At 59.4% G+C, this 24,145-nt stretch carries 22 protein-coding genes and 1 pseudogene; 11 read left to right on the top strand and 12 right to left on the bottom strand.

The window, feature by feature from the left end; all coding sequences use genetic code 11:
• The first annotated feature begins 239 nt into the window (after window positions 1–239).
• Window positions 240–2,582, top strand: a complete 2,343-nt coding sequence (locus BLW02_RS14790) for a heavy metal translocating P-type ATPase (RefSeq protein WP_092699778.1) — start codon at window positions 240–242, stop codon at window positions 2,580–2,582.
• Window positions 2,583–2,592: 10 nt separating this feature from the next.
• Here BLW02_RS14790 and arsH read toward each other — a convergent pair whose 3' ends face one another.
• The 6 genes and pseudogenes from arsH to BLW02_RS14765 all read right to left on the bottom strand — a co-directional run bounded on the left by arsH (window position 2,593) and on the right by BLW02_RS14765 (window position 7,525).
• Complete coding sequence (arsH, locus tag BLW02_RS14785) at window positions 2,593–3,306, bottom strand: arsenical resistance protein ArsH (RefSeq protein ID WP_092699776.1); 714 nt, start codon at window positions 3,304–3,306, stop codon at window positions 2,593–2,595.
• Window positions 3,281–4,327, bottom strand: a complete 1,047-nt coding sequence (gene arsB, locus BLW02_RS14780) for an ACR3 family arsenite efflux transporter (RefSeq protein WP_208859741.1) — start codon at window positions 4,325–4,327, stop codon at window positions 3,281–3,283. Before arsB ends, arsH begins: the two co-directional genes overlap by 26 nt.
• An 8-nt stretch (window positions 4,328–4,335) precedes the next feature.
• Entirely contained in the window at window positions 4,336–4,842 is a 507-nt protein-coding gene (locus BLW02_RS14775; protein WP_092699804.1) for an arsenate reductase ArsC, read from the bottom strand.
• Window positions 4,843–4,931: 89 nt separating this feature from the next.
• A complete protein-coding gene (locus BLW02_RS14770; RefSeq protein ID WP_092699774.1) occupies window positions 4,932–5,255 on the bottom strand; it encodes an ArsR/SmtB family transcription factor in 324 nt (107 codons plus the stop codon).
• A 165-nt stretch (window positions 5,256–5,420) separates the two neighbouring features.
• A pseudogene (locus BLW02_RS19740) lies at window positions 5,421–5,609 on the bottom strand (transposase); the annotation flags it as partial.
• A 53-nt stretch (window positions 5,610–5,662) separates the two neighbouring features.
• On the bottom strand, window positions 5,663–7,525 hold the full coding sequence (locus BLW02_RS14765; protein WP_425285666.1) for a heavy metal translocating P-type ATPase: 1,863 nt from the start codon (window positions 7,523–7,525) through the stop codon (window positions 5,663–5,665).
• A 2-nt stretch (window positions 7,526–7,527) separates the two neighbouring features.
• Here BLW02_RS14765 and BLW02_RS20445 point away from each other — a divergent pair, with 2 nt between their 5' ends.
• Complete coding sequence (locus tag BLW02_RS20445; protein WP_425285665.1) at window positions 7,528–7,857, top strand: TilS substrate C-terminal domain-containing protein; 330 nt, start codon at window positions 7,528–7,530, stop codon at window positions 7,855–7,857.
• Between the two features lie 445 nt (window positions 7,858–8,302).
• On the opposite strand, the gene BLW02_RS14760 is transcribed toward BLW02_RS20445, so the two are convergent.
• Both BLW02_RS14760 and BLW02_RS14755 read right to left on the bottom strand, forming a co-directional pair.
• Window positions 8,303–9,640, bottom strand: coding sequence for a heavy metal sensor histidine kinase (locus tag BLW02_RS14760; RefSeq protein WP_092699770.1), 1,338 nt, complete (start codon window positions 9,638–9,640; stop codon window positions 8,303–8,305).
• Window positions 9,637–10,323 carry a heavy metal response regulator transcription factor gene (locus BLW02_RS14755; RefSeq protein ID WP_092699768.1) on the bottom strand — a complete coding sequence of 229 codons (687 nt, stop codon included), beginning with the start codon at window positions 10,321–10,323 and terminating at the stop codon, window positions 9,637–9,639. The genes BLW02_RS14760 and BLW02_RS14755 overlap by 4 nt, the downstream gene beginning before the upstream one ends.
• Before the next feature lie 156 nt (window positions 10,324–10,479).
• On the opposite strand from BLW02_RS14755, the gene BLW02_RS14750 reads away from it, so the two are divergent.
• The 8 genes from BLW02_RS14750 (at window position 10,480) to BLW02_RS14715 (ending at window position 19,076) form a co-directional block, all read left to right on the top strand.
• Window positions 10,480–10,818: a DUF4148 domain-containing protein gene (locus tag BLW02_RS14750; RefSeq protein ID WP_092699766.1), complete on the top strand. Its 339-nt coding sequence runs from the start codon at window positions 10,480–10,482 to the stop codon at window positions 10,816–10,818.
• A gap of 74 nt (window positions 10,819–10,892) precedes the next feature.
• Window positions 10,893–11,252, top strand: a complete 360-nt coding sequence (gene czcI, locus BLW02_RS20380) for a cation efflux protein, CzcI family (RefSeq protein WP_082758766.1) — start codon at window positions 10,893–10,895, stop codon at window positions 11,250–11,252.
• A 157-nt stretch (window positions 11,253–11,409) separates the two neighbouring features.
• Window positions 11,410–12,765 carry a TolC family protein gene (locus BLW02_RS14740; protein WP_092699764.1) on the top strand — a complete coding sequence of 452 codons (1,356 nt, stop codon included), beginning with the start codon at window positions 11,410–11,412 and terminating at the stop codon, window positions 12,763–12,765.
• A gap of 2 nt (window positions 12,766–12,767) precedes the next feature.
• Window positions 12,768–14,384, top strand: a complete 1,617-nt coding sequence (locus BLW02_RS14735) for an efflux RND transporter periplasmic adaptor subunit (protein ID WP_092699762.1) — start codon at window positions 12,768–12,770, stop codon at window positions 14,382–14,384.
• A gap of 15 nt (window positions 14,385–14,399) precedes the next feature.
• Complete coding sequence (locus tag BLW02_RS14730) at window positions 14,400–17,588, top strand: CusA/CzcA family heavy metal efflux RND transporter (RefSeq protein ID WP_092699760.1); 3,189 nt, start codon at window positions 14,400–14,402, stop codon at window positions 17,586–17,588.
• 63 nt (window positions 17,589–17,651) lie between these two features.
• Window positions 17,652–18,032, top strand: coding sequence for a hypothetical protein (locus BLW02_RS14725; protein WP_044402376.1), 381 nt, complete (start codon window positions 17,652–17,654; stop codon window positions 18,030–18,032).
• A 158-nt stretch (window positions 18,033–18,190) separates the two neighbouring features.
• Entirely contained in the window at window positions 18,191–18,448 is a 258-nt protein-coding gene (locus BLW02_RS14720) for a hypothetical protein (RefSeq protein ID WP_092699802.1), read from the top strand.
• Window positions 18,449–18,515: 67 nt separating this feature from the next.
• Window positions 18,516–19,076, top strand: coding sequence for a hypothetical protein (locus BLW02_RS14715; protein ID WP_044402927.1), 561 nt, complete (start codon window positions 18,516–18,518; stop codon window positions 19,074–19,076).
• 33 nt (window positions 19,077–19,109) lie between these two features.
• Here BLW02_RS14715 and BLW02_RS14710 read toward each other — a convergent pair whose 3' ends face one another.
• Window positions 19,110–20,162: a DMT family transporter gene (locus BLW02_RS14710; protein WP_092699758.1), complete on the bottom strand. Its 1,053-nt coding sequence runs from the start codon at window positions 20,160–20,162 to the stop codon at window positions 19,110–19,112.
• Between the two features lie 68 nt (window positions 20,163–20,230).
• Between BLW02_RS14710 and BLW02_RS14705 the strand changes: the two genes are divergently transcribed.
• Window positions 20,231–21,079: a hypothetical protein gene (locus tag BLW02_RS14705; RefSeq protein ID WP_092699756.1), complete on the top strand. Its 849-nt coding sequence runs from the start codon at window positions 20,231–20,233 to the stop codon at window positions 21,077–21,079.
• A 302-nt stretch (window positions 21,080–21,381) separates the two neighbouring features.
• On the opposite strand, the gene BLW02_RS14700 is transcribed toward BLW02_RS14705, so the two are convergent.
• From BLW02_RS14700 to fabF, 3 genes are read right to left on the bottom strand one after another with little or no spacing between them, the layout of a single operon-like run.
• On the bottom strand, window positions 21,382–22,050 hold the full coding sequence (locus BLW02_RS14700; protein ID WP_051249032.1) for a DUF1638 domain-containing protein: 669 nt from the start codon (window positions 22,048–22,050) through the stop codon (window positions 21,382–21,384).
• Complete coding sequence (locus tag BLW02_RS14695; protein WP_026437447.1) at window positions 22,037–22,660, bottom strand: SIS domain-containing protein; 624 nt, start codon at window positions 22,658–22,660, stop codon at window positions 22,037–22,039. Before BLW02_RS14695 ends, BLW02_RS14700 begins: the two co-directional genes overlap by 14 nt.
• 8 nt (window positions 22,661–22,668) lie before the next feature.
• Window positions 22,669–23,934: a beta-ketoacyl-ACP synthase II gene (gene fabF, locus BLW02_RS14690; protein WP_026437448.1), complete on the bottom strand. Its 1,266-nt coding sequence runs from the start codon at window positions 23,932–23,934 to the stop codon at window positions 22,669–22,671.
• Window positions 23,935–24,145: the final 211 nt, after the last annotated feature.

Here is a 24,145-nt window from a genome sequence, read left to right as displayed (position 1 = left end):
GCATGGGATACGCCAAGGACATTGCGGCATGGGCCTGTCAGGCGGAAGCAAGCCGACGCGACGCTGCATTGCAAGCGTGGGGCGAGACCTGGGTTGAACTGGGCATGGAGATGGTGGCTCTGATTGACCCCAGCGTGGGTGGGCCGCAGCCAGACCCGCAACAGGGGCGTTTGCGCCACGTGTCCGATTTGCCGACAGCTCAGCCTTTGTAAGAGGGTTGAGCCTTTACTAGACCCCGGATGACCGAAAAAATCTCTCTGCAGTTGGCCATCGTCCTACCGGGTGTGCCGGACGAACGGGATGCTTGCATCCGGCGACTGATCGACGTGCTGCAGGCTCAAGGGCTGGAGAAGGTGCATGTGACCCAGCAAGATGGCAAATCCCTGCTGTGCCTTCACTACGAACCGACGACCATCAGCCCTCCTCAAGTGCGAGAAATGGCCCAGGCAGCCGGTGCCCAGCTCAGCGCAAGGTACCAACATGAGTTGATGCGCATTGATGGTATGGACTGTGCCACCTGCGCAACCGTGATTGAGCACGCATTGCAGCGTCTTGAAGGCGTGGAAGAGGCTGCTGTGAGCTATGCGGCCGAGAGGATGCGTCTTGAGTACGACTCCCAGCGTGTGTCTCGACAAGCTATCGTGCAGCGTCTTCAAGCACTAGGGTACAGCGTTCGGGAGCCTGAGCACGAAGAAACCTGGTTGGAGCAATACCGGGAACTGATCGTGAGCGCTCTCGCTGGCGCACTGCTGCTGGCCGGATGGCTGGTGAGCATGCGGCAAGGTGCGGGCGCCTCACTCTTGTCAGTTGGGTTGATGGGCGCATCGATGGTGATTGGCGGCTACTACGCCATGCGCGACGCTTGGCAAAGCATCCGAGAGCGGGTCCTGGACATTGACGTGCTGATGATCGTTGCGGCCATGGGGGCTGCGGCGCTGGGTCAATGGGCGGAAGGTGCGCTACTGCTGGTGCTGTTCAGCCTGGGCCATGCCCTTGAACACTTGGCGATGGACCGCGCACGCCATGCCATGGAGGCGCTGGCCAACCTGGCGCCCAAAACGGCCCTGGTTTTGCGTGACGGCGCAGAGCGGGAACTGCCCGTAGAAGACCTGCAGCGCGGCGATCAGGTGCTGGTCAAACCTGGCCAGCGCATCGCGGCAGACGGTAAAGTGCTGGAAGGCATCTCGGCGGTCAACCAGTCGGCCATCACCGGCGAGTCGATGCCAGTGGACAAGATGGTCGATTCCCTGGTGTTTGCCGGGACGGTGAACGGTGAGGGTTTGCTGCGCGTCCAGGTGACCAAGCTGGCCAAGGACAGCTCACTGGCGCGCATGGTGCACATGGTGGCCGAAGCGCAAACCGAGAAGTCTCCGACCCAGCGCTTCGTCTCTCGGTTCGAGAAGGTCTTTGTGCCGTTGGTCCTGCTGGGCGTGGCGGCGCTGATCGTGATTCCACCCTTGCTAGGCATGCCCTTTGCCGAATCGTTCTACCGGGCCATGGCCGTGCTGGTGGCCGCCTCGCCGTGTGCCCTGGCCATCGCCACGCCTTCGGCCGTGCTGGCTGGCGTGGCCCGTGCCGCACGGGGCGGTGTACTCATCAAGGGCGGCATGCACCTTGAAAACCTGCGCACCTTGTCGGTCATGGCGTTTGACAAGACGGGAACGATCACGACGGGCAAACCCAGCGTCACCGATGTGATCGCGCTCCACGGTAGCGAAGCTGATTTGCTGACCTTGGCCGCGAGCGTCGAGAGCCGAAGCGGGCATCCATTGGCTCAGGCTGTGGTTCAGGCTGCACGCTCTCGTCAAGTCGCATGGCCCGAAGCCACCGATGTGCAATCCGTGACCGGAAAAGGCATGCACGCGGTGGTATCGGGTGTGCGTGTGAGCATCGGCAACCTGCGATTGTTTGAAGCCGAAGGGGTGCCCGATTCCGTTCGCCAGCAAGTGCTCGACCTGGAGGAAATTGGCAAGACCACCATGCTGGTGCGACGTGAGGGCACTTTTGTGGGTGTGCTCGCCTTGGCGGACACCACGCGTGCCGGAATGCACGAAGTGTTTGTAAAGTTGGCGTCCTTGGGCATCCGCGAGACTGTCATGTTGACAGGCGACAACGAGCCGGTCGCCAAGGCTGTTGCAGCATCTGTCGGTATCACCGATGTGCGCGCAGGGCTGCTCCCCGAGGACAAACTCAAGGTCATCGATGAGTTGATGCGTGACCACCGCCAAGTGGCCATGGTCGGGGATGGCGTGAACGACGCACCTGCGATGGCCCGCGCCACAGTCGGCATCGCCATGGGCGGCGCAGGCACCGATGTAGCCCTGGAAACGGCAGATGTGGCCCTGATGGGAGATGATCTATCGAGGCTACCGTTTGCCATCTCCCTGAGTCGCGCCTCACACGCCATCATCCAGCAAAATCTCTGGGCTGCATTTGGAGTCGTGGCGCTACTCATCCCTGCCACGCTGCTTGGGCTGGCGAGTATGGGCTTAGCGGTGCTGATTCACGAGGGAGCTACGGTTTTGGTGGTGCTCAACGCCTTGCGCCTCTTGCGTTTCAGAGACACCGATGCATTGAATTGAACACTGCCAATCAAATGCTGCGCTGATTCACCCGCTTTGACAGCGCCTCGGCACTCTCGCGTCGCTCGCTATACCGATCCACCAGATAGTCTGCACTATCGCGGGTCAGCAGCGTGAACTTCACCAGCTCTTCCATCACATCAATCACACGCTCGTAGTAGCTTGATGGCTTCATGCGGCCACTTTCGTCGAACTCCAGAAAGGCTTTTGCGACCGACGACTGGTTGGGGATGGTGATCATGCGCATCCACCGACCCAGTACCCGCATCTGATTGACGGCATTGAACGACTGCGAGCCACCCGAGACTTCCATCACCGCCAGCGTCTTGCCCTGGGTGGGACGCACGGCCCCCACGGACAGAGGTATCCAGTCAATCTGCATCTTCAGGATGCCGGTCATCGCGCCATGGCGCTCCGGTGAGGTCCAGACCATGCCCTCAGCCCATTGGGCCAGCTCTCGCAACTCCACCACCTTCGGATGGCTGTCGGGTTCTGAGTCCGGCAGCGGTAGACCGCGCGGGTCGTAGATGCGGGTTTCAGCACCGAGGGCGCGCAGCAGTCGCGCGGCCTCTTCGGTCAGCAATCGGCTATAGGAGCGCTCTCTCACAGAGCCGTAGAGCAGCAGGATGCGGGGTGCATGGGTAGAACGCTGTGCGGGCACCAGTCGCTGAAGATCGGCCTGCTCGAAGAGCGTGGCATCAACGTTGGGAAGATCCGGATTCATACCAGTCCTTTGAAGAGTTCACGACTTTGACCACCAGCAGCATGACCGGCACCTCGATGAGCACGCCCACCACCGTGGCCAGGGCTGCACCCGAATGAAAACCGAACAGGCTGATGGCTGTCGCCACCGCCAGCTCGAAGAAGTTGGAAGCACCGATCAATGCTGACGGGCAGGCAATCGCATGCTTTTCTCCCGCTGCGCGATTGAGCCAATACGCCAGTGCCGAGTTGAAGAACACCTGGATCAGGATGGGTACGGCCAGCAATGCGATGACCAAGGGTTGCTGCAGGATGGCCTCGCCCTGGAACGCGAACAGCAGCACCAGAGTGAGCAGTAGCGCAGCAATGGACCAGGGACCAATGCGATGCAGCGCAGCGTCGAACACGGCTTGACCTCGGGCCAGCAGTGCCCGGCGCAACCATTGGGCCAGCACAACGGGAATCAGGATGTACAGGACGACAGAGGTGAGCAACGTGTCCCACGGCACCGTGATTGCCGACAGGCCCAGCAGGAAAGCCACGAGCGGCGCGAACGCGACGATCATGATGCTGTCGTTCAGCGCGACCTGGGACAGCGTGAACAGCGGGTCGCCCCCCGTGAGACGGCTCCACACGAACACCATGGCGGTGCACGGAGCGGCGGCTAGCAGGATCAGGCCAGCGATGTAGCTGTCGATCTGGTCAGCTGGCAGGTACGGGGCAAACCACTGACGTATGAACAGCCAGCCCAAAAAAGCCATGGAGAACGGCTTGACCAGCCAGTTCACGAACAAGGTGACCCCGATGCCGCGCATGTGGTTGCCCACTTCGCCCAGGGCGGCAAAATCCACCTTGAGCAGCATCGGAATGATCATCACCCAGATGAGCAGGCCCACCGGAATGTTCACGCGGGCGACTTCCCACGCACCAATCGCGCGTGCTGCGCCAGGAAACACCTGGCCCAACCCGATCCCCACCACGATGCACAGCACCACCCAAACGGTGAGGTAGCGCTCGAACACGCTCATGCTGGATTTCTGCATCGCGTTTCTCAGTTTGTGACCAGTTGGCGAGCGGTGGTCTGAAGCACCGCCTTGGCCAGCTTGTCTTCGGGAAGGCTCACCAGCAGTTCGAGCCGACGCTTCATGGCGTGCAGCGTCTGGCGGAAGGCTTCAAGCTTCTGCTCGTCCGTGCCGTCGCCCTCGCTGGGGTCTGCATAGCCCCAGTGCGCTGTGGCGGGGTGGCCTGGCCAGATGGGGCAGACCTCGCCCGCCGCGTTGTCGCACACCGTGATGATCAGGTCCATCTGGGGCGCGTCGGGCGTGGCAAACTCATCCCAGTTCTTGCTGCGCAGGCCTTCGGTGGAAATGCCTGCTTTTTGCAGCACCTGCAGACCCAGGGGGTTGGGTTGCTGGTTGTCGCGTGGGCTGCTCCCTGCGGAGTAGGCCTTGAACCGACCGCCACCCATGTCATTGAGCAGTGCTTCGGCCAGGATGCTGCGCGCCGAGTTGTGCGTGCAGAGAAAGAGAACGTTCAAGGGTTGTGGGGTTGCGCTCATGGTGAACTCCAGGGTCAATGGTGGTGAGATGGGTGAATCTGGGCTGAGCGCACAGGCGCTTGGGGCATGGATCGCCTATGGCGAACCACTCAGCAGTTGCAGGAGACTGCCTCTTCAGTGAGGCATGGCGCACCCTGGCAACAGTTTTCTGTCAGATATGCCAGCAGATCGTTCATGGTCTGGTACGAGGCGCGGTACACCAAGTTGCGCCCGTGGCGCTCTTGGCTCACCAGGCCAGCATGGGTCAACTCTTTGAGGTGAAACGACAGGGTGTTGGAGGCGACCCCCAACTGCTCGGAGATTGCGCCAGGGGTGAGACCATCCTTGCCTGCAACGACGAGTGCGCGGAAGACACGGAGGCGCACCTCTTGCGCAAGGGCTGCGAGCGAGCGCACTACATCTGATTCATTCATTGCTCAATAATACAATGATTGTTGAAATATTGAAAATAGCTGCCTGATTTCCACAACTCCACATGGCGATCTTCTGGGGTGTCTACGACTGGGGACTTCCGCGCGCGCGCCTGGGCATGACATGCGCCAGCCGAGCGAGAGTGTTCAGCGCAATGTTCCGGTCGCCGGCAGTCCATGGGTGTCCACTGCAATGTGGCGCTGGATGCCAGAAACCTTTTGCCTGCGTTATAGCCATTCAAGGCCGCTGTTTCCGTGTTCTCAACGGTTTGTGCGTCCACGGTCAAGAACCTGCTTCAGGCGTTGCGCCCCGCGCCAACCTGATTCTTTTAAAGCCTGCTCCAGCAGGCTGCAACCCTAACGCGCCTCATGGCGCCGACACTAGCTCTAGTGGGAGTGTGCATGCTCAGCTAGTTTTCGCTCCCCGCCTTCTGGTCTGGCGCCCCTCGTGCCCCTCGGAGCAGGCGCAGGCCGTTGGCCACTACCAGCAAGCTCGCTCCCATGTCAGCGAAGACCGCCATCCACATGGTCGCGGTGCCAACGACCGCCATCACCAGGAAGACGCTCTTGATGCCCAGGGCCAGGGTGATGTTCTGCCAGAGAATGGCGTGGGTGCGCTTGGATAGACGCACTGTCTCGGCGACGCGCTGCAGGTCATCGTTCATGATGACCACATCGGCCGCTTCCATGGCCGTGTCGGTTCCCGCTGCACCCATGGCAAAACCGATGTCGGCCTGCGCCAGCGCCGGCGCATCATTGATGCCATCGCCGGTCATTCCGGTAGCGCCATAGCGCTTTTGCATTTCCTTGATGGCGTCGAGTTTGGCTTCGGGCAGCAGATCGCCACGGGCATCATCAATGCCGGCCTGGGCAGCGATGGCTTTTGCGGTGGCCGTGTTGTCGCCGGTCAGCATCACCGAGGTCACACCCAGTGCCTTGAGATCGACGATGGCCTGTTTCGATGTCTCACGGATGGTGTCCGCTACCGCGAACAGCGCCAGGACGCCCGAATCGTCAGCCAGGAGGGTTACCGTGCGGCCTTGCTTTTCGTGGATGACCAGCTCCGCCTCCAGCTCCGGACCACACAGTCCTTGCTCATGGATCAGACGGTGATTGCCCAGCATCAAGCGCACACCATTGACCATGCCTTCGACACCGCGCCCAGGCAAGGCCTTGAAGCTTTCCGCTTCTGGGCCCTTTACGTCCAAGCCCTGGACGATCGCCTTTGAAACCGGGTGATCGGAGCGAGCCGCCAGGCTGGCAGCCATTTGCTGGACTGCTACCTCGTTACCGGCACCCCACACCTGCCACTTCACCAGCTTGGGTTTGCCTTCGGTGATGGTGCCGGTCTTGTCCAGCGCCACCGCCTTCAGAAGCCGGGCATCTTCCAAATAGGTTCCGCCCTTGATCAAGATCCCACGGCGCGCTCCCGCGGCCAATCCGCTGACCACCGTGACTGGCGTGGAAATGACCAGAGCGCACGGGCAGGCGATAACCAGCAGAACCAGGGCCTTATAGAGTGCCTCCAGCCAGGTAAGGTCCATCAGGAAAGGAGTGAGCACCGCCACCGCCACGGCAATGGCAAAGACTGCCGGGGTGTAGATGGCTGCGAACCGGTCCACAAAGCGCTGCGTCGGAGCGCGCGTTCCTTGCGCTTGTTCGACGGCTTGGATGATTCTGGCCAAGGTGGTATTGCTCGACAAGGCCGTAACCTCGAACTCCAGTTCACCGGTCTCGTTGATCGTACCGGCGAACACTTGGTCGCCAGGTGCCTTGTCCACGGGGATGCTCTCGCCAGTCACGGGGGCCTGGTTGATGGCGCCATTGCCCTTGGTCACCTTGCCGTCCAGCGGCACGCGTTCGCCCGGCTTGATGCGCACGGTCGCTCCAATGGCCACCGAAGCCACTGGTGTAACGACCCATGCGCCGTTGGTGTCCAGCACCAAAGCCTCTTCGGGTGCCAGTTCCAGCAAGCCCTTGATAGCGTTACGGGCCCGGTCCACCGCCTTGGCTTCGATGAGTTCGGCAATCGCGTACAGGGCCATCACCATCGCGGCCTCAGGCCATTGCCCAATGAGAAACGCGCCAGTGACGGCCACCGACATCAGAGCATTGATGTTCAACTTGCCGCGCAGCAGTGCCGCAATGCCTTTTTTGTAGGTGTCGATACCGGCCAGCCAGATGGCCAGCGCGGCAATCGCCATGCCGGCCACTTTCCAGGTCATCTGGTCAGGGGCGAAGAACGCGAGAACCTCAGCCCCCGTGGCGAACACGAGTGCGGCAACCAAACGTGAGATGCCGCCTGCAAAACCATGTCCATGGTCGTCGCCTTCGGTGGATCCAACCACGTGTCCCCCCTTGGCTTCGCCCGCGTCTGCCACTGGTTGCGGATCGAAACCCGCATTGCGGATGGCGTCGAGTGCCAATCGGTAGGTGCCTTCATCGGCCTCGATCTTCAGCGTCCGCGCGCCCAGCTGAAAACCCAGAGAACGAATTCCACCCAGAGGTTCCAGAGCACGGCGAATCTCAGCCTCCTCCGCACTGCAATCCATGGTCGCTATGCGAAACAACCGTCCTTGGCTGCCTTGGGATGGTGCTGCGGTAGCGACCGGCCGTGGATCGAAGCCTGCCTTGCGGATTGCATCGAGCGCCAGGGGCAAGGCGTGATCCTCCGCATCGATCTTCAGAGTGCGCGCGCTGAGCTGGAAGCCCAGTGAACGGATACCCTGCACAGGCTCCAAAGCCCGCCGTATCTCAGCCTCTTCGGCACTGCAGTCCATGGTGGCGATCCTGAACAGCTTGGCTTGGTTCGGGTTGCCTGGTGAAGGAACTGAAGTTGGGACATTCGAACAGCCTGAGGAGCAGCAGGGGTCAACAGTGGTGGGAGGAGTGCTGGTTTCTGATTTCATAGACCAATTGGAAACCTTGAAGTGGCTTTAAAGTCAAGCAGCAATAGAAATATCGCTGCTTCGTCCTACGTAAATCGGATTCTTGAACGGGCCGCGCTACGTGGCAGCGTCACAAGCGATCCCAGTCTGTCGAAATCGCCATCAATTCGGGCGAATTTCGATTCCCACATTCGTTACCCCATTTTCTGACGATGCGAATGGCCTGCCCTGATGCATGCGTGCAATACCGCCTACTATGGCCAAACCGAGGCCATGGTTGCTCTGCCCATGGCTGCGAGCAGGATCTGCGCGGAAAAATCGATCAAACAGCTGCGGAAGTATCTCGGGATCGATCGTGCTGCCGTAGTTGGTAACACTGATCAGCACACAACCCTCATCGGTGGTTCTGAGGTTGATCTGGACGACTGAGCCAGAGCTCGCGTATCGAGTTGCGTTGCCGAGCAAGTTCGACAGGGCTCGGCGCAGCAACGGCACGTCGAAGGCGCCATGCGCATCACCAACCACTTTAGCTGTGAGACCTGCCTCGGACAGTGCGGCCTCGTGGTAGTCCAGTACGTCAGCAGCCATTGATGCAAGGCTCGCCACGGGGGCGCGGCGCGCTCCCACACCCCGATCCGCCTGGGACAGGAACAGCATGTCATTGACGATGCCGGTCAGGCGGTGCAACTCCTCCAAGTTGGACGCCAGCACCTCGCGAATATCCGCCTGCTCAGGGCGCAGCAAAGCCAGTTCATTGTTGGCAATGAGCGTGGCCAAAGGCGTGCACAACTCATGCGCCACGTCAGCATTGAAGCCCTCCATTTGTAAATACGCCTTCTCAATGCGCGCCAGAAGCGCGTTGAACTGATCGATCAGAGGCACGAGCTCAAGGGGCTGCTCGCCGCTGTCGAGACGTTGCTGCAGATTGTCAGCCGACACTGCGCGCGTCTGACTGGCCAGTCTTCGGACGGGCGCCAGGCCCAAGTTGACCAGGGAGAATCCGCCTAGCGATACAACGACGGCCCCACCGATGGCTGCGACCAGCAAGGTAAGAGCAAGTCGGTGCAACAACTGGTTGTCGGTTTGGATATCCAGCGACAGCTGAACGCGCAAGTTCTTTGAGGGAGTCTGGTCCGTAGTCTGTGCTACTTCGAACTGCCGTTGGCGCCATACCGTCTTCGCATTCTGGTTGCGGGTGTGGGCGTAGAGAACAATCCCGTCCGCCCGCGCGACTTCGAGCGACAGATCTCCGTGCCCAACAAGGAAGTCATCGAGTTTGTGCGCAAGGTCTTCCGAATCCCCATGCTCCTTGCCATCCACTAGCAAGTGCCGAATGACGTTTTCCTTTTGCGCCAGCGTTTCCTCTTGCCGATCACGAAAATTGAACTCGGTCACCAGATACACCATCAGACAGATCACCCCGAGTCCGGCAAAGCTCTGCAGCGCCAGCCACCACGACAACCGCTGGCGCAATGAGCGATGTTGGGCCAGCTCCTTCATCCGTTGCGGTCCTCCATCACGTATCCCATGCCGCGAATGGTGTGGAGCAGCGCAGTGCCAAACGGAACATCGATCTTGGTACGGAGGCGCCGGATCGCGACTTCCACTACGCTGGTATCGCTGTCGAAATTCATGTCCCACACCTGCTCAGCGATCTCAGTGCGAGAAAGCACTTCGCCTTTTCTTCTCAGAAACAGAGTCAGCAGCAGAAACTCCTTCGCAGTCAACTCCAAGCGCTGGCCACACCGGGACGCTTTGCGCCGTACCAGGTCTAATTCCAGGTCGCCCAACCGCAGTTGCGTGGGCTCTGCGGCATCCCGCGCGCCATGGGTCCGCCGCAGCAGCACCTGGATGCGGGCGCTCAGTTCGGAAAACGCAAAGGGCTTGACCAGATAGTCGTCGGCACCCGTCTTGAGTCCCAATACCCGATCCTCGACGCTGACCCTTGCTGTCAACATCAAGACCGGGGTCTGCTTGGTCTTGCGAAAGGCCGTTAGAAGGCTGAAGCCGTCGATCCCTGGGAGCATCGCGTCCAAGACCAGCAGATCGTGCACGCCTTCCAGAGCCATGTGAAGGCCATCCACCCCGTTGTGTGCAACGTCTACCACGTAGCCGATCTCTCCCAGGCCCTTGCGCAGATACTCGGCCAGCTTGACTTCGTCTTCGATGAGCAGAATTTTCATGCCGCCATTCTCGAAGAATGTGGCGCGTTTGTAGTTTACGAATTTGTAATCTGGCGGTGGGCGCAGTGTCGCGCGCGGATTTTTACAGTCTCCTCGTGTCGAAAGGCATAGTCCCGGCAAATCGCCGAGGGCTGATTCAAATCAAGGGACAACACCATGACCGTTCGCAAACCCCTCACGCTCACTTTGATTGCCTTCGCTATCGCGGCTCCAGGATTGGCATCTGCCTCGTCGCTGTACCATCCCGCCGACGGCGAAGTGGGCATGACCACCCATCCCGACCACATGCAGAGCACAATGTCCCGTGGCGATGTGCTTCAGGCTGTCGAAGTAGCGCGCCGGGATGGCACGCTGGCGACCCTTTCACGCGGGGGTGCGTTGCCCGTCAAAGCAACGGGCGCAACGAAGACCCGTGAGCAAGTTCAACAGGAATTTCTCAACATGTCGGCAGCTGAAAAGAAGGCTCTTCAGGACCTTTACGGCGGCGGTCGCTGATTTCTAAACTTAGCGCTCCTCAGCGGCCATCCACGCCCGAGCGCGCCCTTCATGACGCATGCTAGACTTCAAAAATGCGCCGCTTGATCGCCGTTCTTATGCTTGCATTGCTTCCGTTCCAGTTCAGCTGGTCTGCGGTGGCTGCTTATTGCATGCATGAGAGCTCAACCTCGCAGTCGCAGCATTTGGGGCATCACGAACACCAGCATGAAGCCAAAGGCGGGAATGGTCAGGCCGAAAAGTCCAGCCAGGGAGCCGATGCATTTGATGTTGACTGTTCAGTTTGCCATGGCGCGGGTATCGGGGCCTTGAGCTGGTCAGATGCAAAGCCAGCCTTTTCCCATGACAGCCGTGTGGAGTGTTCCCCAGGCCAGCGCCTGCTGGCTGTAACGCCCACGCCCCCTGACCGCCCTCAGTGGTCCGTCCTCGCCTGATCGGCGGGGGCATCTCACTTTTCTTTTTCAGTCTTGTCCGCCATCGCGGCGGAAGCAGTTGCGTGTGTTGCAGCTGAAGTGACTGACGAGTTGCCAGGCAGCTGCACGGTTGCCAGCCCGCCGATTCCCTCGTGTTTTGAAATCACTGGAGAATCGGATGTTCAAGGGTACTTACCTTCAAGAGATGCCGCACGCATGGCGCGGCGGTAGAAAGATCAAGCTCGCGGCAGGCGCCGCAGCTATATGGCTGAGCGCCTCGGGCGGTGCCTTTTCCCAGGGCCTGCCACCAGGGCCAGCCGTTGGCGAACGAGCACCTCAGTCTGCTGCAGCGGCCGCAGCTGAGCCTTTGTCGCTGGCCAAGGCCATCGAACTGGCCCTGGAGGGAAATCCGGAGGTGGCTGCGGCAAAGCGCCAATGGGAGGCAACCGAAGGACAGGTTCTTCAAGGACGCTCGCGCCCCAATCCAGAGCTCGCGTACTCGCTGGAAGACACACGCTCCAAAACACGTACGCAAAGCTGGCAACTCAATCTTCCCGTAGAACTGGGTGGAAAGCGTGCGGCACGCACTAAGGCGGCCGAAAAAACGCGCGAGCAAGCACAAGCCCAACTCGCCGAGCTGCAAGCCACCGTGCGGGCCAATGTCGCTGCCGCTTACTTTGATGTTCTGACTGCGCAGGAACGATTGGTACTGGCCAGAGACAGCGCAGCGCTGGCCAAATCCTCAACGGATACCGTCTCAAAGCGTGTAGCCGCTGGCAAAGTATCCCCTGTGGAAGAGTCCAAGGCCCGGGTTGCAGAAGCCGGCGTTCGCGTCGAACTCGCCCAGGCCGCGAGCGAACAACGCAATGCTCTGTCCCGCCTGTTCGCGCTGTTGGGACGGATCGATGCGCCTTACACCGTGCTGGAGGGCAAGGCCGAGAACCTGCCCTCGGTCCCGAGCCTCGCCGATCTCCAGCCCTTGATTTCTTCTGCGCCAGGCGTGGTACTTGCGCGAATCGAGGTGGATCGGCGCGAGGCATTGACCGCCCTGGAGCTAAGCAAGCGCGTGCCCGATGTCACCGTCAGCGTCGGCATGCAGCGCAGCAACGAAACGCAGCGCAACGTCCTTCTTTTCGGGGTCTCTGTGCCTCTTCCCATCTTCGACCGCAACCAAGGCAACCTCCTGGAGGCGCTGAAACTTGAGGACAAGGCCCGCGATGAGCTGCAAGCAGCCTCCGTGCGCCTGCACAGCGAAGTGGCGCAGGGACAAGAGCGCCTTTCCACGATCACCGCAGAGGTTCAGTCACTGCAGCAGGACGTTCTGCCCGGTGCGAAGTCGGCCTATGACGCCGCCACCATTGGTTTCGAGAACGGTAAGTTCAATTTCCTGGAAGTGCTCGATGCCCAACGCACTTACTTCACAGCCAAATCCCAGTACCTTAAAGCCCTTGGCGAAGCACACCGTGCAGCGGCTGATATCGACCGCCTGCTCGGGGCCAGCATGGTTCCCGGCCTGATCGCAACGCAACACTGAGCATGACCATGAACACGAACTCCAGCAAATCCACCATCAGTAAAAAACACCTGATCGCCATTGCAGTAGTCCTCGCAATAGGGGTCGGCGCGGGAACCTTCATCTTGCAAGGTGGCGGCAAGCCCAGAGCCGCAGCCACCGAGGACGATGGCCACGGGCACGGCGGCCATACCGAGGCCAAGGGACACGGCGACGGCGAGCACCATGGCAAGGGTAGCGAAAAGGGCCACGACGATGACAAGGGGCATGCCGATGGTGAACACCATGAAAAGAGCGAAGCCAAGGGACCACATGGCGGTACCGTGTTCAAGGAAGGCGACTTCAGCTTGGAAGCATTGTTGTCTGAAGACGGTGGCGAGCCTCGACTGCGAATCTGGCTGTCCGACAAAGATAAACCGCTGCCCCTGAATGCTGCAACGGTCACGGCAACTGTGACCCGCCCGACAGATGAAAAGCAGAAACTGACGTTTGCCGCTGAAAAAGACAGTCTTGTCAGCCGAGAGATCGTTGCTGAACCCCATTCGTTCGACATCGAGATCATTGCGCAGACTGCCACAGAGCCTTTCATGTTCGTGATGAGCAAGGAAGAAGGAAAGATCGAACTGACCGATGCCCAGATTAAGGCTGCATCCATCAGCCTGGACAATGCGGTCAAAGCCAACATCAAGACGGCGTTGCTCCTTCCCGGGGAGATACGCTTGAACGAAGATCGCACGTCTCACGTTGTTCCCCGGCTTGCGGGAGTCGTGGAAAGCGTCAATGCCAGCTTGGGCCAAGTGGTCAAGAAAGGACAAGTTTTGGCGGTGATCGCGAGCCCGACTGCTTCCGAGCAACGCAGCGAGCTGCAGACGGCCCAAAAGCGCTTAACGCTGGCAAAGACCACCTACGAGCGAGAAAAAAAGCTGTGGGAGCAGAAGGTGTCTGCCGAGCAGGACTACCTGCAGGCCAAGCAGGCCTTGAGCGAAGCAGAGGTCGCAGTAGCCAACGCCAATCAGAAACTGAGCGCGATGGGCCTGTCCGCCTCGTCGGTAGCAGGACTGAACCGTATCGAGTTGCGAGCGCCCTTTGATGGCATTGTCATCGAGAAGCACCTCAGTCTCGGCGAAGCCGTGAAGGAAGATACTGCGGTTTTCACCATCTCGGACCTTTCTCAGGTTTGGGCTGAGATCAACGTTCCGGCGAAGGATCTGCCATCGGTGCGCGTGGGCGAAAAGGTCACGATCAAGGCCACAGCCTTTGACGCCTCGGCCACAGGCACTGTCGCTTTTGTAGGAGCGCTCATTGGCGAGCAAACCCGCACGGCAAAAGCCCGCGTGGTTCTTGACAACCCCAAGGGCGCTTGGCGCCCCGGCCTGTTCGTCAATGTTGAGGTGGTGTCCGAAGAAACGGCAGCGCCTGTAACCATCTCGGCCGACGCCGTCCAAAACGTCGGGGAAAAGCCGGTGGTCTTCCTCAAGGTTGATGGAGGCTTTATCGCTCAACCCGTGAAGCTGGGCCGAAGCGATGGCAAGCGGGTCGAAGTCCTCTCGGGTCTCAAAGCCGGTATGCCCTACGCCTCGACCGGCAGCTTCGTCGTGAAGTCTGAACTCGGCAAGGGATCTGCCGAACACACGCACTGATCGCGGAGCGCATACATGTTTGAAAAACTCATTCGATTCTCGATCGAACAGCGATGGTTGGTGCTTCTAGCGGCCCTGGGCATGGCGGCGCTTGGCGTCTTCAGCTACCAAAAGCTGCCTATCGATGCGGTCCCTGACATCACGAACGTCCAGGTTCAGATCAACACCCAGGCCGCAGGCTACTCGCCTTTGGAGACTGAGCAGCGGGTTACATACCCCATCGAGACGGTCATGGCTGGCCTGCCAAACCTGGAGCAGACCAGGTCGCTTTCGCGGTACGGTCTGTCGCAGGTGACCGTCATTTTTAAAGACGGAACCGACATCTATTTTGCTCGGCAGCTCGTCAACGAGCGTATCCAGGAGGCGCGCGACAAGCTGCCTGCCGGCATCACGCCAGCGCTGGGGCCCATCTCGACCGGGCTGGGCGAAATCTATCTCTGGACTGTCGAAACCAAGGACGGGGCGAAGAAGCCCGACGGCTCGCCCTATACCGCGACAGACCTGCGCGAGATTCAGGACTGGATCATCAAGCCACAGCTGCGAAATGTTCCTGGCGTGACCGAGATCAATTCCATTGGCGGCTTTGCCAAGGAATACCAGATCGCGCCCATCCCTGAACGCCTGGCTTCTCTGGGCGTGACACTGCAGGATGTGGTCACTGCGCTGGACCGCAACAACGGCAATGTGGGCGCGGGCTATATCGAAAAGCGTGGCGAGCAGTATCTGATTCGTGCACCTGGTCAGGTGAAGTCGCTGGAAGACATCGGTAACGTGATCCTCAGCAGCGCCAACGGTGTTCCTGTGCGCGTTCGCGACGTGGCAGAAGTTGGCATTGGCCGGGAACTGCGCACAGGTGCTGCAACAGACAACGGGCGCGAAGTGGTCCTCGGCACGGTGTTCATGCTGATCGGCGAGAACAGCCGGACTGTCTCGCAGGCGGTGGACAAGAAGATGTTGGAAGTCAACAAGAGCCTCCCAGAGGGGGTACACGCGGTGACAGTCTACGACCGTACCGTGCTTGTTGACAAAGCCATCAGTACGGTGAAGAAGAACCTGCTGGAAGGCGCGGTTCTGGTGATCGTGATCCTGTTCCTCTTTCTGGGCAACATCCGTGCCGCCATCATCACGGCAATGGTCATCCCCTTGTCGATGCTTTTTACCTTCACGGGTATGGTTCAGTACAAGGTGAGCGCCAACCTGATGAGCCTGGGAGCGTTGGACTTCGGCATCATCATCGACGGAGCGGTGGTGATCGTTGAGAACTGCGTACGGAGACTTGCCCATGCACAAGCGCACCACGGTCGGCCACTGACGCGGGCTGAGCGCTTCCATGAGGTATTTTTGGCATCCCAGGAGTCAAGGCGTCCATTGCTGTTCGGACAGCTCATCATCATGGTGGTGTACCTGCCCATCTTCGCGCTGACAGGCGTTGAAGGGAAGATGTTCCACCCCATGGCATTCACGGTGGTCGCGGCACTGCTGGGCGCCATGATTCTGTCGGTGACATTCGTCCCCGCAGCGGTGGCCCTGTTCATCGGCAATCGGGTCAGCGAGAAGGAAAACTTCCTGCTGGGCCATGCCAAGCGCTTGTATGGTCCACTGCTCGACCGTGTCATGGCCGCCAAGGCGGTCGTACTGACCGCAGCTGCAGTTGCTGTGGTCTTGTGCGGGTTGATCGCCACGCGCATGGGCAGCGAATTTGTGCCCAATCTCAATGAAGGCGACTTTGCGATCCAGGCGCTGCGCATCCCGGGTACCAGCCTTTCCCAGTCAGTCCAAATGCAGCAGCAGATTGAAAGGACCTTGAAAGAGAAGTTCCCCGAGATCGAGCGCATCTTCGCCAGAACCGGTACTGCGGAGATTGCCTCGGACCCCATGCCGCCGAACATTTCGGACGGGTACATCATGCTCAAGCCAATGGCCGAATGGCCCGAACCTCGAAAAACCCGCGACGAACTACTCGCGGCGATTCAGGAAGTCATCGGGAAAATCCCGGGCAACAACTATGAGTTCTCCCAGCCCATTCAGCTGCGCTTTAACGAGCTGATCTCCGGGGTGCGCAGTGACGTAGCCGTGAAGATCTTCGGTGACGACATGGATGTCCTGAACAAGTCCGCAGAAGAAGTCTCCGCAATGCTGCAGAAGATTCAGGGCTCCTCTGAGGTGAAGGTTGAGCAGACGACGGGGCTTCCGATGCTCACCGTGAATATCGACCGCCAGAAGGCTGCTCGCTATGGTCTGAACGTTGCCGACATTCAAGACACCGTGGCCACCGCTATCGGTGGACGCGAGGCCGGCACTATGTTCGAGGGCGACCGCAGATTCGACATCCTGGTTCGTCTGCCTGAATCCCTGCGCAACGATCTCGAAGGGATGAAGCGCCTTCCTATCCCGCTGCCGCGTTCTGCCAATGGGACAGAGGCCAAAACGAACTTCATCCCGCTGGGCGAGGTAGCAACATTCGAGCTTGCTCCTGGCCCCAACCAGGTGAGCCGAGAGAACGGCAAGCGCCGCATCGTCGTGAGCACCAACGTGCGCGGGCGCGATGTGGGCTCTTTCGTCGCAGAGGCTGAGAAAGGCCTGGCCCAGATCAAGATTCCTACCGGCTATTGGACGAGCTGGGGCGGAACCTTCGAGAACTTGCAGTCGGCCACGCAGCGCCTGCAGGTCGTCGTGCCGGTGTCCCTGCTGCTGGTTTTCGTGCTGCTATTCGCTATGTTCGGCAACGTCAAGGATGGTCTGCTGGTCTTCACTGGCATCCCATTCGCTTTGACGGGGGGCATCCTGGCGCTTTGGCTTCGCGACATTCCGATGTCTATCTCTGCGGCTGTCGGCTTCATCGCGCTTTCTGGGGTGGCCGTGCTCAATGGTCTGGTGATGATTTCGTACATCCGCAGCTTGAGGGAAGGCGGCGTTGGTCTTGACGAAGCAATCCGTGACGGCGCGCTCACCCGGCTACGGCCGGTTCTGATGACTGCCCTGGTGGCCTCGCTGGGCTTCATTCCAATGGCCATTGCGACAGGCACCGGCGCTGAAGTCCAGCGTCCCCTGGCCACCGTGGTGATCGGCGGAATTCTCTCGTCCACGCTGCTCACGCTTCTCGTGCTGCCGATTCTTTACCGTCTGGCCCACCGGCCCGATGAGGAAGACGAGGACGTGTCCGCTGAGCCCTCGCATCCCCCAGACGTGTCCGCGTCCGCGTAGTTGAAACGGTCCCGCTCGCTGATCGTGGGACCGTCCCTTTTCTCCAACCCCAAAGGAACTGTCATGAAACTCTCCCAACTCATTCTCGCCCTGTCAGTGTCGATCTCGGGCGCAGCCTTCGCTGCGGACAATCACGGTCACGACCTAAAGCCGATGCACGGTGGTGCTGTTGCAGAAGCCAAGGAGGTCGAGTACGAATTCGTTGCTAGCGCCGACAAACTGCAGCTCTATATGCGCGACCACGGGAAGCCCGTTGCTGTGACGGGGATGACAGCCAAGGTCACTCTGCTGGCTGGCAGCGAGAAGCAGGAAGTTCAGCTCCAGGTCGGCGACGGCAAGCTGGAAGCGTCGGGCAGCTTCAAGGTTCCCGCAGGTACCAAAGCCGTCGTCGCCGTCTCGAAGGCCGGCAAGTCGGTTGCCTCCGTTCGCTTCACGCTGAAGTAGTACACGAAGGCCGGCTGGGGGGGATCGCCTTCGCAACGCCTCCAGAAGTGATCCCACTTTCCGCAGTCCGTTCACGTCAAAGCAGCTGACTACATATCGGCGAGGTCGGACCGCCCATCGGCAACATGCCTGTGCTGGAGGCCAAAAAGGAGCGATCCATGTCAATGCAGGCTGCACAGGTCGCGCTCTTTGCCAAGCTGTTCTGGATTTGGATCGGCTTGTTGATCTCCGTGTTTGTGTTTTGGAGGCTGCGGCGTATCTGGCTCAAACGCCACCCGCCAATGGCGGTGAGAGTCAAGTACAGCCGACGCTTGGCCAAGAGACTGAGGGATCGACAGGCAATGCGTTTGAAACACCGAAAAACACCGAAATCGCGACACCGCCATATGCAATCCAAGGCGGCAGACCGTGGGTGACGGTACCGGAGTCGCTGATGAAGCTTCAGGCAATACGCAACAACCTCCACAGCAAAAGAACAGATCCATGACAAAAATACCTGCATATTCAGGCACCCGCCGCCTCTGCGTGATCCTGACCTCTGTGCTGGCAGCTAGCCTGCTGGCGGGTTGTGCTACCTCTACTGGGGCCGATACCTCCGCCGAAGCGCCATACTGCTACAAGACCAGTAAGGGCAGAGTAGTCGCGTGCACTCGGGTGCCCGCCCCCAGCCTGAATGCCGACGCTCAGGCGAAGCGCTTTACTCCCGATCCGAATGCGCTCACCGTCTACGTCGTACGGCGCAACTGGGGAGATGGCGGGCGCTTTGTGAAGATCAGCGCGGATAACGCAATGGCCGCCGAGACTCTCCCCAACACGATGGTGCGCTTCAAGTTGAAGCCAGGAACGCATACGTTCACCTTGGATTTCGAAGGAGAGCGTCAAGTCGCAACCGTGGATGGTAAAGCTGGTGACCTACGATTTCTTCGGATCGATGGAACGGTTTGGGCATGGAAGAGCACGTTTGTATGGGCGACTGACGGCGAGGATGCAATTCGGGAAAGGGCTTACAAGGCTCGCCTGGTCGCCGACCTGACGGTCAAGTGACCTCGGGGGAGCAGACAAAAAAATACCGGGGGTTCAGTGAACGTGTTGATGGTGCACGTCAGGAGCATGGGGATGGGCGTGGGTCATAGGTTCATGGGTGTGCTTGTGACTGTGGCTGCCCTTTGGCATCACATCGTGCAAATGTGAATGGTGCCCATCGTCGTGCCGGTGGGCATGCTCATGCTCAAGCACTTCGTGTGTGTGCTCGTGACCATGGCTTTCCGCCAAGTGCAGTACCACTCCTGCCAGCATCAATACCCCGCCCAGCAGCATCAACAATCCCGCAGGGCGGTCCCCGAAACCGAAGGCCACGGCAGCACCGATGAAGGGCGCGAAAGCAAACACCGAGCCTGTGCGCGCCGCGCCAAACGCCCGCTGGGCAAGAAGGTAAAAGCGCAGACTCAGGCCGTAGCCAGTGGCTCCCACGGCGAGAAGTCCTAGTGCTGCGGATAACGAAGGCCAAGGCTCCCCAGTCGAAACCGCCAATGCAGCCGTCACTACGGCTCCCAAGGTAGCCTTGGCCATCACCACCTGGCTGGGGTCGCGCTCTGCCAGTCCACGGGACAAAGTGTTGTCCACCCCCCAGGCGACCGTGGCCAGCAACACGGCAAGCAACCCCATCAGCTGAACTCCTCCCTGTAGGCCCTGGTCCAGAACAAGCGCCATTCCTCCTGCGAGCAGCAAGAGCATGGCGGCCCACACGCGGCGGTCCATGGTTTCGCTGTACAGCCACCATGCCAGCGTCGCGGTGAACAACGCCTCCAACGTGAGCATGAGCGATGCGCTGGCCCCGCTCGTGTGCTGCAGGCCCCAGGCCAGGGCCACCGGCCCCAGCGCCGCGCCAAAGCCAGCCATCGCCAGAAGGCTCGGAATGTCGGACCGTTGCACCCGCGCTTCATGCGCAGCAGTCCGCAGCGACAGTAACCCGATCAGGGCCGCTCCTGCATACAGGAGCGCCGCCGTGCTGAAAGCGCCCAATCCAACGCCCAACTTTTGTACCAAAGGCGTGCTGATGCCGAACAGGGCTGCTGCCAGCAGTGCAAACAGGCCGCCGCGCAGGGCTGGAAGGTGCAAAAAGTCGGTCATGGTGCGAGTGATTTCACCATGAAGTACATGGCCTACCATTGGGTAGCGATTCATGGAGGGGCGCAGCTATGGAAACCGAGGTGGGAGCGATAGCCGAGGGGCAGCAGATTCCCAGTGGCAATGACGTGATGGAGGCGCAGTTCAAGTTGCAAGAAGCGACCGAGAACGGCGAGCCCGCTCAGAAGCTGTATTTGAAGACGTTCCAACCCATCGACCGGGACATGCAGATATGGCAAGCAAGACCCGAATCGGAATGGCCCTTGCTGGCTACCATCCTGGCAAACAGGATCATCATGTATCCAATACATGCGAATCCACACACAAAGCGCTACCTAAAGCCAAAGCATGGACGCTTCACGACCGTTATTTACGAAGATGGCGCCCGTAGCGATTTGCCAAGCGACCCGCAGGACGCAGCAGCTCACGTCGCATTGAGACTGGCATCGAGCATTTTTGATCTGCCTGGTGACGGGCTTGGCCTTATCAAAGATCTCGACATGGTTTGGCGGGTCCTGTCGCTGGTACAGCAAGCAGACATTCTTGCCATTGGGAAAAAAACAGAAATGCGCCTGGATGGGCGCACGGTGTTTATCGACCAGAGTGAACTGGACAGCCTGCGCCGCGCCTTCAACCGGACCAAGACCCGTGGGCGAAGCCTGATCCAAAGGATCCAGCAGGGCCTCGTTTATGACGACGTGCTCACGAGAATCAATCCCGAGAAGTTCCAACGGATCGAGCGGGTTGCTCCACCTTTGGTGCGGGTACGACGCGAAAGCGCCGCGCAGACCTCCAGTCGCGAGCGCGCGGAGCGTCGAGCCAATGTTCAGACAGTACGAAAGGAGTGCATTGACTTTCGTCTGCGAATCGAAATGGCGGACAACTTCACAAGCCAAACTTTCTTCGAAGAACAGCAGTGATAGGCGAGCGCTTCGGACGTTCGGAGGCTTCTATCATGCGGCCTACTTGCTCAAAGAGAGGTGTTCGGTGCCAAAGACGCTGAGTCAAATGAAAAAACGCCTAGAAGAGGCAATGAGCCAAGCCAACGACGCGGAGGAGATCATTCCTCTGTTGAAGAAGGTTATTGCTCAATACGATCTGATTCCAGCCGATCTGTTTGATCTGTCCCATCAAGCACCCAAGTTGGCAACTCCAAAGCACCCAAAGACGCCAATTGCACGGCCACAGGTACGTTCTGCGGCGGCAATTTCATCTCGTCGTGTTAGCTCGCGCTGGCGATGGGGATGCGGTGAGTTAGAAAGCTATCAATACCCTGAAGGCCGGTAGTCCGCATTTCAAATCGCAATTCCAGCCTTTCGGCAGCCAAACGCGCCTTTTTCTCCAGCACGGGATCAGGAATCTGAGCGAGATACAGTGCCCGGGTGAAGTTCCCGAAGTAGTCGGGGAGTAATTCTGGATACAGATCCAGGCCCAGATTGCGGATAATGAACTGATCAAAATGACGCACCAGGAAATCAGTCAGATAGAAGGTTCCACCTTCTGCCTCGTGCAATGCTTTGAACTGCTCAACACCAGCGAAGAACGCATAACAGTGGTCGCCTTCAATACGTGCGACCCCTTCCTCCTCAAGAACTTCGTCCAGTTTCCCACCCGTTCCGCAGTCTCCATACAGACATAGGATTTCGTCATAGGAAGATCGGTTCTCTTTGATCTTCTGCCTCATACCTTCCGGTATTTTTTGCGGGGTCATATGCCACGACGCCGGGAGACAGGTGACATCGATATCCGTCAATTGATTCATGCGTGTCACTTCCAGCAGCTCTCGGGCTACGGCTCCGCATGCAATGACAAGCGTCTTCTTCTTGCGTGGTTTGCGGCCTCGCTCTGGAGGATTCGAGGATTCGGCGTGGGCGGTGTTATGTGTGTGCATTCTTGGAGACTCCTGCCACGTTGTCTTCGCGAGCTTTGGCCCCAAGGTATCCCCCGTGATGACGAAGCCCATAGTCGTGGCGAGAGAAGCCTTTTCTCTCCATGAGAATGAGTGCGATCGCATCCCCGATCGCGGACATCACTGCGATGCTTGCGGTCGGTGTGAGGCCCAATAGGCAAGGCTCTTCAATGAGTCCCATATCGATGACGTTATCGCTCAGGCGGCGCATTTCGGACTCGGGATGGGATGTGATGCCAATGATCGGACCACAATCCAGGTGGCGGGCAAGCTCGATCAACTCCAGAACTTCCCGCGTCTTGCCGCTAGTCGAGAAGGCCACGATGCAGTCGTTCGGAGAGATTAGGCCTAGATCGCCATGCGCAGCCTCGCCTGGATGAAGGTAGGTCGCCGGCGTGCCGGTGGAACAAAGCGTAGCGGCAAATTTCTTGGCCACGAACCCGGCTTTCCCCATTCCAGTCGTGACGATCTTTCCCTGACATTCGAACAGGGTGTCAATGGAATTATCGAAAGAAACATTTAGATTGACGGCTGTTATGGCCGCCGCTTCCGCGGCTAGGATGGCCTTCGCCCTGGTTATCCATTGAGACATTGTTTTCCTTAGCTCAGCTTCCGCAGAAGAATGGACGCATTCACGCCACCGAATCCGAAGCCATTAGATATGGCGTACTCGGACGCAATGGGGTGAGCGGAACCACCAATGATGTCGAGCCCTTCGGCTGCGATGTCCCGGTTTTCCAGATTAAGTGTGGGCGGAGCGATCTGATCTCGTAAGGCCAATGCCGTGAAGATCGCTTCCGTCGCGCCGGCTGCTCCGAGAAGATGGCCCGTGGACGATTTCGTTGCGCTGATCGCGGTGCGGTAATGATCGCCAAAGACTGCCTTAATGGCCGAGATCTCGCCCCTATCACCAACCTGAGTTGAAGTCGCATGAGCGTTGAGATGGCGAACTTCGTCTGGCGGTATGTTGGCTTGTTCTAGGGCGATCTCCATCGCTCGTCTCGCCCCACGACCATCCTCAGGCCCGGATGTTATGTGATAGGCATCGGAGGTCGTCCCATAGCCGACGACCTCCGCGATTGGGCGGGCGCCCCGTGCACGCGCGTGATCCAGATCCTCGATCACGAGCATGCCAGCTCCTTCGCTCATGACGAATCCATCCCGTGCGGAGTCAAACGGCCTTGAGGACTTCGACGGTTGATCATAGTTAGCGGTAGATAAAGCTCGCGCGGCCGCGAATCCGCCTAGGCTGACCTCATTGATACAGGCTTCCGCGCCGCCGCAAAGCGCAATGTCGGCCTCGTTGGCGCGGATGAGCCTGGCGGCGTCACCGATAGCCTGGACGCTGGCCGCGCATGCTGTGACCGGGGCCCCTGACGGTCCGGTAAAGCCGTACTTGATTGAGACTTGGCCCGCCGCCAGGTTGATCAGAAACGAGGGAATGGTGAAAGGAGAGAGTTTCCCCGGGCCCCGCTGGCGAACCGTATCCACAGCGCTCGTAATCGCATGAAACCCTCCGATTGCGGAGGCGACGATAGTGGCGGTTCGAGCGCGGTCGCGCTCTGAGGTGGGACGCCACCCGGCTTGGCCAATAGCCTCTTCCGCCGCGGCTAACGCGAACACGATGAAACGGTCCATTCTGCGCAAATCCCGTTCCATAACGAAAAGTACAGGGTCGAACCCAGCCGCCGGGTCGTCATCAACACCCGGTACTTGTCCGGCTACCTTGACTGATAGGTTATTGGACAGAGCTGTAGGCAGCCAACTCAATCCTGACTTTGCCGCGAGGAGGCGAGTCCAGACGGATTCCAATCCAACCCCCAAAGGCGTAACCAAGCCCATCCCTGTGATCACAACTCTACGCATATGAAGTGCTCTCAAGATCGGCGCCATTGACGGCGCCCTATGAATCCACAGCTCATCAGTGAGCATGGCTTCCTGCAAAATTAGATGTTACTCAACATCTTTACACGTGCAATGATGCCATGTAACATCTAAGAGCGCAAACTATTCCATGCGAGAGGCGCTACGCATGCTGTGACGTTCGCGCAGCAGCGGGGCTGTCACAACCCGTCTT

This window comes from Acidovorax soli, from assembly GCF_900107605.1.
GTDB classification, from domain to species: Bacteria; Pseudomonadota; Gammaproteobacteria; order Burkholderiales; family Burkholderiaceae_C; genus Acidovorax; species Acidovorax soli.
This window is presented reverse-complemented; position numbering and strand designations above follow the sequence as displayed.

Bases quoted from the DNA above. Each gene is read 5' to 3' on its own strand.
- BLW02_RS14790 (WP_092699778.1), top strand. From the start codon at position 240: ATGACCGAAAAAATCTCTCTGCAGTTGGCCATCGTCCTACCGGGTGTG.
- arsH (WP_092699776.1), bottom strand. From the start codon at position 3,306: ATGAATCCGGATCTTCCCAACGTTGATGCCACGCTCTTCGAGCAGGCC.
- arsB (WP_208859741.1), bottom strand. From the start codon at position 4,327: ATGCAGAAATCCAGCATGAGCGTGTTCGAGCGCTACCTCACCGTTTGG.
- BLW02_RS14775 (WP_092699804.1), bottom strand. From the start codon at position 4,842: ATGAGCGCAACCCCACAACCCTTGAACGTTCTCTTTCTCTGCACGCAC.
- BLW02_RS14770 (WP_092699774.1), bottom strand. From the start codon at position 5,255: ATGAATGAATCAGATGTAGTGCGCTCGCTCGCAGCCCTTGCGCAAGAG.
- BLW02_RS14760 (WP_092699770.1), bottom strand. From the start codon at position 9,640: ATGAAGGAGCTGGCCCAACATCGCTCATTGCGCCAGCGGTTGTCGTGG.
- BLW02_RS14755 (WP_092699768.1), bottom strand. From the start codon at position 10,323: ATGAAAATTCTGCTCATCGAAGACGAAGTCAAGCTGGCCGAGTATCTG.
- BLW02_RS14750 (WP_092699766.1), top strand. From the start codon at position 10,480: ATGACCGTTCGCAAACCCCTCACGCTCACTTTGATTGCCTTCGCTATC.
- czcI (WP_082758766.1), top strand. From the start codon at position 10,893: ATGCGCCGCTTGATCGCCGTTCTTATGCTTGCATTGCTTCCGTTCCAG.
- BLW02_RS14740 (WP_092699764.1), top strand. From the start codon at position 11,410: ATGTTCAAGGGTACTTACCTTCAAGAGATGCCGCACGCATGGCGCGGC.
- BLW02_RS14735 (WP_092699762.1), top strand. From the start codon at position 12,768: ATGACCATGAACACGAACTCCAGCAAATCCACCATCAGTAAAAAACAC.
- BLW02_RS14730 (WP_092699760.1), top strand. From the start codon at position 14,400: ATGTTTGAAAAACTCATTCGATTCTCGATCGAACAGCGATGGTTGGTG.
- BLW02_RS14725 (WP_044402376.1), top strand. From the start codon at position 17,652: ATGAAACTCTCCCAACTCATTCTCGCCCTGTCAGTGTCGATCTCGGGC.
- BLW02_RS14720 (WP_092699802.1), top strand. From the start codon at position 18,191: ATGTCAATGCAGGCTGCACAGGTCGCGCTCTTTGCCAAGCTGTTCTGG.
- BLW02_RS14715 (WP_044402927.1), top strand. From the start codon at position 18,516: ATGACAAAAATACCTGCATATTCAGGCACCCGCCGCCTCTGCGTGATC.
- BLW02_RS14710 (WP_092699758.1), bottom strand. From the start codon at position 20,162: ATGACCGACTTTTTGCACCTTCCAGCCCTGCGCGGCGGCCTGTTTGCA.
- BLW02_RS14705 (WP_092699756.1), top strand. From the start codon at position 20,231: ATGGAAACCGAGGTGGGAGCGATAGCCGAGGGGCAGCAGATTCCCAGT.
- BLW02_RS14700 (WP_051249032.1), bottom strand. From the start codon at position 22,050: ATGCACACACATAACACCGCCCACGCCGAATCCTCGAATCCTCCAGAG.
- BLW02_RS14695 (WP_026437447.1), bottom strand. From the start codon at position 22,660: ATGTCTCAATGGATAACCAGGGCGAAGGCCATCCTAGCCGCGGAAGCG.
- fabF (WP_026437448.1), bottom strand. From the start codon at position 23,934: ATGCGTAGAGTTGTGATCACAGGGATGGGCTTGGTTACGCCTTTGGGG.